Annotated in this window: 14 protein-coding genes; 7 read left to right on the plus strand and 7 right to left on the minus strand. The window is 68.3% G+C overall.

The window, feature by feature from the left end; all coding sequences use genetic code 11:
• Both QZ994_RS15890 and QZ994_RS15895 read right to left on the minus strand, forming a co-directional pair.
• On the minus strand, positions 1-1,670 hold a 1,670-nt coding region (locus QZ994_RS15890; RefSeq protein WP_290873786.1), incomplete at its 3' end, for an FAD-dependent oxidoreductase.
• Entirely contained in the window at positions 1,667-2,515 is an 849-nt protein-coding gene (locus QZ994_RS15895) for a sugar phosphate isomerase/epimerase (RefSeq protein ID WP_290873789.1), read from the minus strand. The genes QZ994_RS15890 and QZ994_RS15895, both read right to left, overlap by 4 nt.
• Before the next feature lie 94 nt (positions 2,516-2,609).
• On the opposite strand from QZ994_RS15895, the gene QZ994_RS15900 reads away from it, so the two are divergent.
• The gene (locus QZ994_RS15900) at positions 2,610-3,536 is read left to right on the plus strand and encodes a LysR family transcriptional regulator (protein WP_290873792.1); all 927 of its coding nucleotides are present in this window, start codon (positions 2,610-2,612) and stop codon (positions 3,534-3,536) included.
• Positions 3,537-3,553: 17 nt separating this feature from the next.
• Here the strand turns inward: QZ994_RS15900 and QZ994_RS15905 are convergent, their stop codons facing one another.
• Entirely contained in the window at positions 3,554-4,012 is a 459-nt protein-coding gene (locus tag QZ994_RS15905) for a hypothetical protein (RefSeq protein WP_290873794.1), read from the minus strand.
• 213 nt (positions 4,013-4,225) lie between these two features.
• Here QZ994_RS15905 and rpsP point away from each other — a divergent pair, with 213 nt between their 5' ends.
• The 6 genes from rpsP (at position 4,226) to QZ994_RS15935 (ending at position 8,403) form a co-directional block, all read left to right on the plus strand.
• Positions 4,226-4,483 carry a 30S ribosomal protein S16 gene (gene rpsP / locus QZ994_RS15910; protein ID WP_290873797.1) on the plus strand — a complete coding sequence of 86 codons (258 nt, stop codon included), beginning with the start codon at positions 4,226-4,228 and terminating at the stop codon, positions 4,481-4,483.
• 23 nt (positions 4,484-4,506) lie between these two features.
• Entirely contained in the window at positions 4,507-5,193 is a 687-nt protein-coding gene (gene rimM / locus QZ994_RS15915; protein WP_290873800.1) for a ribosome maturation factor RimM, read from the plus strand.
• A gap of 14 nt (positions 5,194-5,207) precedes the next feature.
• Positions 5,208-5,996, plus strand: a complete 789-nt coding sequence (trmD, locus tag QZ994_RS15920; protein ID WP_290873802.1) for a tRNA (guanosine(37)-N1)-methyltransferase TrmD — start codon at positions 5,208-5,210, stop codon at positions 5,994-5,996.
• A gap of 143 nt (positions 5,997-6,139) precedes the next feature.
• The gene (rplS, locus tag QZ994_RS15925) at positions 6,140-6,496 is read left to right on the plus strand and encodes a 50S ribosomal protein L19 (RefSeq protein ID WP_290873805.1); all 357 of its coding nucleotides are present in this window, start codon (positions 6,140-6,142) and stop codon (positions 6,494-6,496) included.
• 117 nt (positions 6,497-6,613) lie between these two features.
• Complete coding sequence (locus QZ994_RS15930) at positions 6,614-7,348, plus strand: CoA pyrophosphatase (protein ID WP_290873808.1); 735 nt, start codon at positions 6,614-6,616, stop codon at positions 7,346-7,348.
• Positions 7,349-7,404: 56 nt separating this feature from the next.
• Positions 7,405-8,403 carry a CobD/CbiB family protein gene (locus tag QZ994_RS15935; protein WP_290873811.1) on the plus strand — a complete coding sequence of 333 codons (999 nt, stop codon included), beginning with the start codon at positions 7,405-7,407 and terminating at the stop codon, positions 8,401-8,403.
• A gap of 32 nt (positions 8,404-8,435) precedes the next feature.
• On the opposite strand, the gene QZ994_RS15940 is transcribed toward QZ994_RS15935, so the two are convergent.
• From QZ994_RS15940 to QZ994_RS15955, 4 genes are all read right to left on the minus strand, one after another.
• On the minus strand, positions 8,436-8,699 hold the full coding sequence (locus QZ994_RS15940; protein ID WP_290873813.1) for a hypothetical protein: 264 nt from the start codon (positions 8,697-8,699) through the stop codon (positions 8,436-8,438).
• Between the two features lie 41 nt (positions 8,700-8,740).
• Positions 8,741-9,568 carry a ribosome small subunit-dependent GTPase A gene (gene rsgA / locus QZ994_RS15945; protein WP_290873821.1) on the minus strand — a complete coding sequence of 276 codons (828 nt, stop codon included), beginning with the start codon at positions 9,566-9,568 and terminating at the stop codon, positions 8,741-8,743.
• A gap of 143 nt (positions 9,569-9,711) precedes the next feature.
• Positions 9,712-10,056, minus strand: coding sequence for a 4a-hydroxytetrahydrobiopterin dehydratase (locus QZ994_RS15950; RefSeq protein ID WP_290873816.1), 345 nt, complete (start codon positions 10,054-10,056; stop codon positions 9,712-9,714).
• Between the two features lies 1 nt (position 10,057).
• Positions 10,058-11,347, minus strand: coding sequence for a M48 family metallopeptidase (locus QZ994_RS15955; protein ID WP_290873819.1), 1,290 nt, complete (start codon positions 11,345-11,347; stop codon positions 10,058-10,060).
• Between the last annotated feature and the right edge of the window lie 131 nt (positions 11,348-11,478).

The following is an 11,478-nucleotide window of genomic DNA, read 5'->3' on the forward strand; positions in this document are numbered from 1 at the left end:
CCCATCACGCTGGCCATGTCGGTGCCCGCGGCGTAGAGGCCGGGGATCGGGTGGCCGCCGTGGTCGAGCACCTGCGCCTGCCCGTTGGTCTTCAGCCCGGCGAAGGTGCCGAAGCTGCCGGGCTGCACCTTTACCGCGTAAAACGGTCCGTGCTCGATGGGCGCCACGCAGGGATTGGGGGCGTGCAAGGGGTCTCCCATCTTGCGGTTGTAGGGCGTGCTGCCGCGCCCGAAGGCCGGGTCTTCGCCCCGCCGCGCATGGGCGTTGAAGGCCTGGACGGTGTCACGCAACCCCTGGGGCGAGATGCCACAGGCCTGCGCCAGCGCCTCGATCGTGTCCCCCCGTTTCAGGTAGCCACTTCGCAGGTCATGGCGGATCGACAGAGGAAAAGGCTTGGCGTGGCCCAGGCCGTAGCGGCGCTGGAAGCGGTGGTCGCAGACCAGCCAGGATGCGACCTCTTCGCCCGGCGGCACGGCCGCGACCATGGCCGAGGTGTAGTCGTGGTATCCGCCCGCCTCGTTGACGAAGCGCTGCCCGTTGGCCAGCACGCCGATGACGCCGGGTTTGGCGCGGTCGATGATGTGCGGGAAGTGCCCCACGCTGCCATCCGGGTGGGTCACCCGGGACACCGGCGCCCAGGCCACGGGCGAGGCCAGGTCGGTCTTCATCACGCCGCCAGCCGATTCGCCCAACGTGATGCCGTCGCCGTTGCAGGCCGCGGGGGGCAGGGCCAGGTGCTCCTCGCCCGTGGGGGTGCGCGGAAAGAGGGCCTGGCGCCGGCGCCGGTCCTGCGGAAAGCCCCCGGCGGCCAGCACGACGCCCCGGCTGGCGTGGACCGTGAGCGGGCCATCCGGGGTGTCGACGATGGCCCCCCGCACGGCGCGTGGGCTGGCCTGCCCGTCGTGGTGGGCTGCGCCGGCATCCGCATCGGCCAGGATCAGCGCTCGGGCGGGGGCCGAGGTGATCATCTGCACGCCCAGGGTCTCTGCCGATTTCGCAAGCCGACCCACCAGCGCCACGCCGTTGACCAGGTGCATGGCCCGGCCGTGGAGGGCCAGGTCCCGAAGGTGCCGGGCCACGCGCCAGGCCACATGCCTGAACGACTTGAACGAGCGCGTCACCGTCAGGAAGGCGCTCAGATCGGCGCCGGCCATGATGGGCATCCCCAGGAACGAGGTTTCTCGCATGGTGGGGCGCAGGCGATGCAGCAGGGGGCCCAGTTCTCGCGCGTCATAGGGGGCCGCAGCCACCTGGTGGCCTTGTGTGGCGGCCCCGGGCGTCTGGGTGTGGATGTCGGGGATGCCGCTGCCATCGGCAAATTGCAGGGCGGTGTGCCGCTCGAAGAAGTCGACCATGGGGCCGCAGTGGTCGAGGAAGGCGTCCACCAGGGCAGCGTCGTGGTGCTCGCCCAGTTCATGGCGCAGGTAGGTGCGGGGCTGTTGCGGGTCTTCGTGGATGCCGGCGCGGCGGGCCAGCGGGTTGCCCGGCACCCACATCCAGCCGCCCGACCACGCGGTGGCGCCGCCCATCCAGGCTTCCTTCTCGACCAGCACCACCTTCAGGCCATGGTGGGCGGCCGTCACGGCGGCCGAGAGGCCGGCCGCGCCCGAGCCAATGACCAGCAGGTCGCAATGCAGGCTGGCGCGGTCTGGGGTGGGGGCCTGGCTCATGCTGCCCCCACCATGGTGCGGCGCAGCGGGGCCTTGTCCACTTCGGCCAGCAGGCGTCGTGTGGCCTCCAGGGCGTGCCTTGCACGTTCGGTGGCCCCCATGGTGCGGGCCAGTGTGTGCGTGGGCACTTCGAGGCTCAGGGGGATGCCGGCTGGCATGGCCCGCAGCAGGCCGATCAGGTCCAGCTCGCCTTCACCCGGGAATCGGCGCTCGGCGCGCGCCTCGGCCAGGATGTCGTCCATCGTGGGCGGCAAGGCGGCGGGCACATCGCAGAACTGCATGTAGTGCAGCCTGCCCGGTGGCACCTGGGCGATGTCGGCCAGGCGGCTTTGCGAGCGGCTCAGGTGGAAGGGGTCGATCAGCACGCCTGCGTTGTCGCGGCCCACCTGCGCCACGATGTCGGCGGCCCGCTTCAGGTCGGGGGCGTCGGTCCAGGGCATGAACTCCAGGTCTGCCGTGAGGCCGTAGCGGCCCGCCAGTTCGCAGAAATCGCCAAAGGTGTGCACCAGCCGCGCCGGGTCCGGGTCGTTGCCCGCCACCAGCAGGTGGGCCGCACCCAGTGCCGCGGCCGCGGCCACGGTGGCCTCCAGGTCGGGCACATGGGTGTCGGGCCGCATGCGGAAAATCTCCACGTCCAGCACGCGGATGCCGGTGTCGGCCAGTTGCCGTTCGAGTTCCTGTCGCAGCGGCGTGTTGCCGACCAGATCGTGTTGCGCCTCGTTTGGCGTGGCGGGGATCAGCCTGAGGCCGACGTGGGTGTAGCCGGCTTCGGCGGCGCAGCGCACCTGTTCGGGTGGGGTCAGTTCCAGCACGGTGAGTGCGGCGAGGGAAAGTGGGCGGCTCATGGCTCCGGGGTGGGGCAGTGGGACGAAGCGAGGACTTTATGAACAACAAACGTGCGCTTCAATGGGGCGTTCGTGGCTTTATGATTCACGAACCATGAGGCTCAAGTTCCAGCTGGATGACCTGCAGGTTTTCTGCATCGCGGCCCGCAAGGCGAGCTTCGCCGCGGCGGCAACCGAACTGGGCATGTCGCCCGCCTTCGTCAGCAAGCGGATCGCCATCCTCGAAAAAGACCTCGGTGTCTCGCTGTTCCACCGCGCCGCGCGCCGAGTCACGGTCACCGAAGATGGTGAACGCGTGTACGCCTCGGCCCAGCAGATCTTTGAGGGCGTGGACCACATGGGCGAGGCCGTCGCCGGTGGGCGCCTGGACCCTCGCGGCGTGTTGCGCGTCACCACCAGTTTTCGGCTGGGGCGCATGCACATCGGGCCCATCCTCTCCCTGCTCGCCCAGCAGCACCCCGATCTGGACATCACCCTGGACGCCGTCGACCGCCGTGTCGACCTCATCAGCGAAAACGTCGACCTGGATGTGCGCATCGCCGAGGTCGACGAGCCCCACCTCGTGGCCCACCGCCTGGCACCCAGCACGCGCATCCTGTGTGCCGCCCCGAGCTACCTGGCGCGGCACGGGCCCCCGGGCAGCATCGCCGAACTGAGCCAGCATGAATGCCTGGTCCTGCGCGACCGCAACCAGGCCTTTGGCGTGTGGCAACTCAGTGGCCCTCAGGGGCCGGAGAAGGTCAAGGTGCGCGGGCGCCTGTCGTCGAACAACGCCGAGATCGTGCGCGGTTGGGCCAGCGATGGCCACGGCATCCTGCTGCAGGCACGCTGGGATGTGGCCGACGACCTGCGCGCCGGCCGCCTCATCCCCCTGCTGCCCGCTTGCACCCAGCCGGCCGACATCTGGGCGGCCAGCACCGTGCGCCTGAGCCAGTCTGCCAAGGTGCGGGTCTGCGTGCGCTTTCTTCAGCAGCACCTGGCCAGCGGGCCCTTTGCCCTCTCTGAGCCCCTCTCTGGCTGACCGTCACAGCCAGGCCGTCACTGGCTGATCTTGCGGGCCTCTTCCACCTGGTATTCGAAAAAGCGCTGACCCGAAAACGCGATGGTCGCCATCAGCACCGTCGCCCCCACCATCAGCGACAGCCCCGCGCCGATCACCACCGCCCAGCCGCTGCGGCTGGCCTCTGCGCTGCCTACCCGATCGGGGTTGTGGCGGGCGTCCCAGCGTTCGTCGGGCGTCAGGCCGTAGACGATCGCCTGCAACATGGTGCCGGCCAGCGTGAAGCCCAGCACGGGCACCAGCAGCCAGGCGAGCTGGTCGTCCTGGCCAAAGGCCGATACCCTCTGCAGGCCGTAGAGCCCCACCAGCGTGGGCAAGGGGTGCAGCCAGCCCAGCCAATCGCCCAGACCAAACAGGTAGAAGCGGTGCAGCCCCAGGGCGCCTCCGACAAAGGCCAGCCAGGTCGCGACGGTCTTGGATTTGTGCGGTGTGGCCAAGGTGCTTCCCACAAGAGTGTTTGCTGGGACTATAATGCTGGGTTTTCCGGCTTGAGTCGGGTGCTTTCCTCTAACCCAGGAAATGAACCCGGCGCGTATCTAAACGAGCCGGATGAATGGAGCGATCTGGCATTCGGCTTGATCGAGCCTTGGCTGGCTGCCCCCGAGTGTCTCCCGGGAACGCTGGTCGCCCACCCAATTGAAGGACACATCATGGTCGTGATTCGACTCTCCCGCGGCGGCTCCAAGAAGCGCCCGTTCTACAACATCGTCGTCGCCGAACAGAAGAACCGTCGTGACGGCCGCTTCCTGGAGCGCGTGGGTTTCTACAACCCCCTGGCTTCCGGCAACGCCGAGCGCCTGCGCGTCGCTTTCGACCGCGTGGACCACTGGGTTGGCGTGGGCGCTCAAGCCTCCGACACCGTGACCCGTCTGCTGGCTGACGCCAAGAAGGCCGCTCCGGCAGCCTGATTGCAGCACTCGAACAGGTCTGCATGAACGATCGCGCCCCGGTTTCCGCCCCCCTGGTCCTGAACGACGGTGTCGTCTGGCCTGAAGACGCGGTGGAGGTCGGGCGCATCGTTGACGCCTGGGGTGTGAAGGGCGGGATCAAGGTCCAGCCCTTCTCCTCCGATCCCCAGGCACTGTTCTGCACCAAAAAATGGTTCTTGCGCCCGGCCGAACAGGCTCCGGGCGCTGTGTCGCGTCCGTCCGCCAAGGCGGGTGACGCGACCCGGTCTGCGCCGGCTCGCAAGGTGGCCGCAGGTTCGGCTCCGATGGCTTCGCGCCTGGCCGCCCCCCGCTTCCTTCAGATGAAGGTGGTGCGCGAGCAGGGCGACATCGTGGTGGCCACCTCCGAAGACCTGGCCGACCGCAATGCCGCCGAGGCCCTCAAGGGCGCGCGCGTCTTTGTGTCGCGATCGGCCTTCCCCACGCCCGACGAGGGCGAGTACTACTGGATCGACCTGATCGGCCTCGACGTCTTCAACCCTGCTGGCGAAGCGTTGGGCAAGGTCGTCGACCTGCTGGACACCGGCCCGCAAAGCGTGCTGCGCCTCGAGGCGGCAGGCGCCACCCCGGCCGACACCGTCGAACGCCTCATCCCCTTTGTTGACGCCTACATCGTCAGCGTCAGCCTGGCCGACAAGCGCATCGTGGCCGACTGGGGCCTGGACTACTGAGCAAGGGCCAGCCCGTGGCCGTTCGCTTCGACGTCATCACCCTGTTTCCTGAGCTGTTTGCACCCTTCCAGTCGGTGGGCGTGACGCGCCGCGCGTTCGAAAGCCGACAGGTCGACGTGCGCCTGTGGCCCTTGCGCGACCACGCCGAAGGCGTCTACCGCCGCGTCGACGACCGCCCCTTTGGTGGCGGCCCGGGCATGGTGATGCTGGTCGAACCGCTGGTGCGCTGCCTGGCCGCCATCCGTGCCTCGCAGTCGGCCGATGGCGCCGGCAAGCTCCCTGTGCTGCTCTTCAGCCCGGCGGGCAAGCCCCTGACGCAGCAGCGCGTGCAGCAACTGGCCGCCGCGCCCGGCGCCGTGTTGCTGTGTGGTCGCTACGAGGGCATCGACCAGCGCTTCATCGACGCCCATGTGGACGAAGAGGTCAGCATGGGCGATTACGTGCTCTCGGGCGGCGAGCTGCCCGCGCTCACCCTGATCGACGCCGTGACCCGCCTGCAGCCCGGCGTGCTGCACGATGCCGCCTCGCACGAGCAGGACAGCTTCTCCGATGGCCTGCTGGATTGCCCGCATTACAGCCGCCCCGAGGTGCTGCCGGCATCCGCCGTGGGCGTCGAGGGTGGGGCCGATCTGCCCGTGCCGCCCGTCCTGATGTCGGGGCACCATGCCCAGATCGCCCGTTGGCGCCGCGAGCAGCAGCTGGCCATCACAGCCCGCCGCCGCCCTGAGTTGATCGAGGCAGCGCGCGCCCGTGGTGAGCTGAGCAAACAGGATGAACACTTCTTGTCGAAACTCGCGCTATAATCTGCGGTTTTCCGATCCTCTACCCGACCGCTACATCAAAACCCGGTCGATCCGAGCGGGTTGAGCCAGCCGATCTCACGATCACGCAGCGATGCAAGGCCGGCGACACCTCTGGTGCGGGCAAGATCACTCAGGAGCCTTTGATGTCCAACATCATCCAACAACTCGAGCAAGAAGAAATTGCTCGTCTGAACAAGACCATCCCCACTTTCGCCCCTGGCGACACCGTGATCGTGTCCGTCAACGTGGTGGAAGGCACCCGCAAGCGCGTGCAGGCTTACGAAGGCGTGGTCATTGCCCGTCGCAACCGTGGTCTGAACTCCAGCTTCATCGTGCGCAAGATCTCGAGCGGCGAAGGCGTGGAACGCACGTTCCAGCTGTACAGCCCCCTGATCGCTTCGATCGAAGTCAAGCGCCGCGGTGACGTCCGTCGCGCCAAGCTGTACTACCTCCGTCAGCGTTCGGGCAAGTCGGCTCGCATCAAGGAAAAGCTGGCCTGATTGCGCTCACCCATGTGAGCGACCCCGTGGCGCAAGCCACGGTGCTTTGTCAGGCAAAGCAACCCTTCCAAAGCCACCTGTTGCGCAAGCCCAGGTGGCTTTTGCTATGGTGCCAGGATGGCTGTTTCCATCAACCCCCGTGTGGCCGAACTGCTGGGCCACGATCACCACCTGCCCGCTGTGCCGCGAGAGCGCCTGACGCCTGCCGCGCTGCGCGCCCGCTTCGCTCAGCCGCCTGCGTGGCAGCCCGACATCGCGGTGGAGCGCTGGTTCAAGGCGCCCAACCCGGCGCCAGCGGCCGTGCTGATCCCGGTTGTGCTGCGCCCCGAGCCCACGGTGTTGCTCACCCAGCGCACCGCCCACCTGAAAAAGCACGCCGGCCAGATCAGCTTTCCTGGCGGCCGTTGTGAGCCGAACGACGAAGGCCCCATTGCCACCGCCCTGCGCGAAGCCCACGAAGAAGTGGGCCTGGCGCCCGAGCGCGTGCAGGTGCTGGGCACCTTGCCCACCTACACCACCGGCACAGGATTTGTGGTCACACCCGTGCTGGGCCTGATCGAGGCGCCGCCGCATGGCCAGCATGGCCTGGCCCTGGAGGCCGATCCGGGCGAGGTCGAAGAGATCTTCGAGGTGCCCCTGGCCTTCCTGATGGACCCGCGCCACCACCAGCGCCGGGCCTTCATGGTGGCGGGCGCTGAAGGCAGCGTCGAGCCGTCGGCCATCGAGTTCTTCGCCATGCCCTGGCGTCCGGCGGGCCGTCCGGCGTCGGCCTACAGTGAGGTGGGCGAGTACTTCATCTGGGGTGCGACCGCCGCGATGTTGCGAAATCTCTACCGCTTTCTCTCGGCCTGAATGTCGCTCGGACTTTCTCTGAACGTCGGGCCTTGGCACCCGGCTATGATCCACGCATGAGTTTCTTTGCCGTGCTCTTCGCCTTGTTGGCGGAGCAGCTCAAACCCCTGTCGAACCTGAACCCCATCCACCACGGCCTGACCGGCTGGACGCGCTGGGCCGGCCGCAATTTCGATGCGGGTGCCGACGTGCACGCGCGCGTGGTCTGGGGCATCACGGTGATCGCGCCGGCGCTGCTGGTCGCGGTGCTCTACGTGCTGACCAACCGCTACAGCACGGTGCTGGCCTTGTTGCTCGACGTGGCGGTGCTCTACCTCACGCTGGGTTTCCGCCAGTTCAGCCACCACTACACCGACATCCGCGATGCGCTGGAGCAGGGCCGGGAAGACCGCGCCCGCGAGCTGCTGGCCCACTGGCAGAACGTCGACGCCAGCGAGCTGCCGCGCACCGAGATCCTGCGCCACGTCATCGAGTACTCGCTGCTGGCGGCACACCGCCATGTGTTTGGCGTGTTCTTCTGGTTCGTGGCCCTGTCCAGCTTTGGTCTGGGTCCGGCGGGCGCGGTGCTCTATCGCATGGCCGAGTTCGCCAGCCGTTACTGGTCTTACAAGAGCCGCGTGACCGGCGCACCCACGCACGATCGTCTGATGGGCCTGTCCCTGTGGCTCTTCCACCTGCTGGACCATGTGCCGGCCCGCCTCACGGCGTTCGGCTTCGCCGTGGTGGGCAACTTCGAGGACGCGGTCGAGACCTGGCGTCGCCATGCGGTGCTGTGGAACCACCCCAACGAGGGCACGATCCTGTCGGCGGCTTCGGGGGCGATTGGCGTGCGCCTGGGTGGCCAGGCGGCCCCATCGGCCGGCGCAACGCTGGCGGGCACGGGCCACACCGTGATCGACGGAGACACCGCCGACGCCACGGAGGCCGAAGGCAGCACCACGGGGGCCGTGCCGCAGATGGCGCACCTGCGCTCGGTGGTGGGCCTGGTGTGGCGCTCGGTGGTGCTGTGGATGCTGCTGCTGGCGCTGCTGTCGCTGGCCAACCTGATCGGTTGAGCTCGGTTCACGCCGAGGGGCTCGGCGCAGGCTCAGAGCGCCCGCGCTTTGCCCAGCCAGTCGCCCAGCGCGGCGGCCATGTCGGCCTGGCTGAATGAGCAGCTTTCTTCGGTGAACAGGGCGGCGCTCTCCAGCTGACTCAGGATGCGTTCCAGCACCTCGCGGTAGCGCGGGGGCAAGGCGGGCTCGTGCGCCTGGGCGGCATCCCGCCAGGTGCGAATCAGCGTGTGCACGGGCATCTGCCCCTGGGCAAAGGCCGTGAGCGTGGCGGGCAGGGCGGCGAGGTGGTCGGTCATGGGGCGCTGGGCGGCGAGGTGTCTGGGGCCAGGTCAGGGCTTCACCAGCGGGGCTGGCTGAGCTCTTCGAACAGGTCGGTGTAGAGGCTCAGGCGGATCGGGCTGACCTCGCCACGCGCCACCGCAGCCTGCACCGCACAACCGGGCTCTTGCCGGTGCGTGCAGTTGTGGAAGCGGCAGTCGTTCATGTGCTGGGCGATGTCCGGCATCCAGCGGGCCAGTTCCGTGGCCGGGATGTGGTGCATGCCGAATTCCTGGAAGCCGGGGGAGTCGATCACGGCGCTGCGGCGGGACTCGTCCAGCCAGTACCAGAGGCTGGTGGTGGTGGTGTGACGGCCCGAGTTGAGCGCATGCGAGATCTCGCCCACTTCGGCGCGGGCACCAGGCAGCAAGGCGTTGATCAGGGTGCTCTTGCCGGAGCCCGAGGGGCCCAGCACCAGCGTGGCGCGGCCATCGAGCAGCGGGGCCATCTGGGCGCGGGCGGCTTCGGTCTCGTGCTTGAGCGAGAGCTCGACCACCTTGTAGCCCATGGCCCGGTAGGGTGCGAGCCGGGTCTGTGCCGTGGGCGTGCCAGGCAGGTCGACCTTGTTGAGCACGATGGTGGCGGGGATGCCGGCGGATTCGGCGGCGATCAGGGCGCGCGTGAGCTGCGATTCGCTGAAGACGGGCTCGACCGCGATCCACATCAGCAGTTGGTCGAGGTTGGCCGCGAAGGACTTGCTGCGCCACTCGTCCTGCCGGTAGAGCAGGTTGCGGCGTTCTGCCACGGCCACGATCACGCCCTCGTCGGAGTGTTCCTGTGTGGGTTGCCAGAGCACGCGGTCGCCGACCACGGCCTCGCTCTTCTTGCCGCGGGGGTGGCAGATCATGCGGGTGGCGTCGTCGTTTTCGACGACCACGTGGCGACCGTGGGTGGAAACGACCAGGCCGTTGCGGCACTGGCTGGTGTCGGCCTCGCGGGCAGGGCGGCCTTTGCGGCCGGTGGTGCCGGTGTGTCCCGGGGCGGCGCGCTTCATGCGCTCAGGGCATCCACGCGGGCGGCGCAGATGAAGTCGTTCAGCGAGAGTCCGCCCACGGAGTGGGTGGCCCAGCGCAGGGTGCAGCGGTTGAAGCTCACGGTGAGGTCAGGGTGGTGGTCTTGTTCGTGGGCCACCCAGGCCACGGCGTTCACGAAGGCCATGGTGCGGTGGAAGTCGGGGAAGGTGAAGGTCTTGTGCAGCACGCCGCCCGGCACGCCGGGGTCGAGCGCCCAGCCTTGGACCTGGGTCAGCATGGCCTGCTGGGCCATGGAAGAGAGTGGCGATCCGCTCAGGGGGCGGCAGCGTTGCTGCGCCAGGGGCAGGGTGCTGGCGTTCACCTCAGGCCGCCTTGGGTTGGAGGTGGGCGGCCATGGCGGCCAAGCGCTCGGATGCCGGCGGGTGCGAGTAGTGGAAGCGCACGTAGATCGGGTCGGGCGTGAGGGTGGACGAGTTGTCCTTGTAGAGCTTGATGAGGGCCTGAGCGAGGTCCTGGCCGCTGGCCTGGGCGCAGGCATAGGCGTCGGCCTGGTACTCGTCGCGGCGCGAGCGTGCGGAGAAGACCGGGGCCACAAAGAAGAGGAAGGGAGGCAGGGCCAGCATGAACAGCAGCAGGGCCAGGGCGTCGTTGGGGGCGCCGCTGCCGAGGTTGGGTGCAACGCCCAGTCCCAGGTAGAAGCCGACCTGGCGCGACAACCAGCCCAGCAGGGCAAAACCCAGCAGGCTCATCACGCACATCGTGACCATGCGCTTGAGCACGTGCTTGTGCTTGAAGTGACCCAGTTCGTGGGCCAGCACGGCTTCGACCTCGCCATGCGAGAGCTTGCCCAGCAGGGTGTCGAAGAAGACCACGCGCTTGGAGGCACCCATGCCGGTGAAGTAGGCATTGGCGTGGGCCGAGCGGGTGCTGCCGTCCATCACGAAAAAGCCCTTGGCCTGGAAGCCGCAGCGGCGCATCAGGTCGGTGACGCGCTGGGCCAGTGCCTCGTCGGCGAGGGGGGTGAATTTGTTGAACAGGGGGGCGATGAAGATGGGGAAGACGACCATCAGCGTCAGGCTGAAGGCCACCCAGGCGCCCCACGCCCAGAGCCACCAGGCTTGTCCGGCGGCCCCCATGAGCCAGAGGATCAGGGCGGCAATCGGGGTGCCGATGAGCAGGCCCACCAGGCCTTGCTTGAGCTGGTCGCCCACCCACATGCGCCAGCCCATGCGGTTGAAACCGTGGCGCTGTTCGATGCGGAAGGTGGCCCAGGCTTCCTGCGGCAGGTCGATCAGGGCGCCGATCAGCATGAAGGCCCCCAGCAGGGCGAGCTGGTAGGCCATGCCGCCAAAGCGCGGGTAGACGGCTTCACGCACGGCCTGGTTGAGCGTGTCGAGGCCACCGAGCAGGGTCCAGCCCAGCAGCACGGCTGTGCCCAGGGCGGAGGTCAGCAGGCCGAAGCCCAGCTTGTCGATGGTGTAGGCGGCGGCGCGCTGGTGGCTGTGCAGCGAGACGTCGTCGGCGAAGGCAGGCGGCACCGCATGGCGGTGGCGGGCCACGTGGCGCGCCTGGCGGCCATCCAGCCAGAATTTGGTGAGGAAAGCGGCCGCGACGAAGGCGGCAAAAAGCAGGGTCAGGGTGCTGGCGTGCATGGGCTGCAGTGTACGTTTGCCGCACAATTGATGAACGGGCCCGGCCGGCAAAAGCCGCATTGCAAGGGCCCTTTCGCCCCGAACCCACAGGATTTGCATGACCGACACGCGCACGACGGCGCCAGACGCCC

Source organism: Aquabacterium sp. (assembly GCF_021768455.1).
In the GTDB taxonomy this organism is placed as follows: domain Bacteria; phylum Pseudomonadota; class Gammaproteobacteria; order Burkholderiales; family Burkholderiaceae_C; genus Aquabacterium.

Excerpts from the sequence above, each read along its gene's own strand:
- QZ994_RS15900 (WP_290873792.1), top strand. The coding sequence starts at position 2,610 with ATGAGGCTCAAGTTCCAGCTGGATGACCTGCAGGTTTTCTGCATCGCG.
- QZ994_RS15935 (WP_290873811.1), top strand. The coding sequence starts at position 7,405 with ATGAGTTTCTTTGCCGTGCTCTTCGCCTTGTTGGCGGAGCAGCTCAAA.
- rplS (WP_290873805.1), top strand. The coding sequence starts at position 6,140 with ATGTCCAACATCATCCAACAACTCGAGCAAGAAGAAATTGCTCGTCTG.
- QZ994_RS15895 (WP_290873789.1), bottom strand. The coding sequence starts at position 2,515 with ATGAGCCGCCCACTTTCCCTCGCCGCACTCACCGTGCTGGAACTGACC.
- QZ994_RS15930 (WP_290873808.1), top strand. The coding sequence starts at position 6,614 with ATGGCTGTTTCCATCAACCCCCGTGTGGCCGAACTGCTGGGCCACGAT.
- rpsP (WP_290873797.1), top strand. The coding sequence starts at position 4,226 with ATGGTCGTGATTCGACTCTCCCGCGGCGGCTCCAAGAAGCGCCCGTTC.
- rsgA (WP_290873821.1), bottom strand. The coding sequence starts at position 9,568 with ATGATCTGCCACCCCCGCGGCAAGAAGAGCGAGGCCGTGGTCGGCGAC.
- rimM (WP_290873800.1), top strand. The coding sequence starts at position 4,507 with ATGAACGATCGCGCCCCGGTTTCCGCCCCCCTGGTCCTGAACGACGGT.
- QZ994_RS15955 (WP_290873819.1), bottom strand. The coding sequence starts at position 11,347 with ATGCACGCCAGCACCCTGACCCTGCTTTTTGCCGCCTTCGTCGCGGCC.
- QZ994_RS15940 (WP_290873813.1), bottom strand. The coding sequence starts at position 8,699 with ATGACCGACCACCTCGCCGCCCTGCCCGCCACGCTCACGGCCTTTGCC.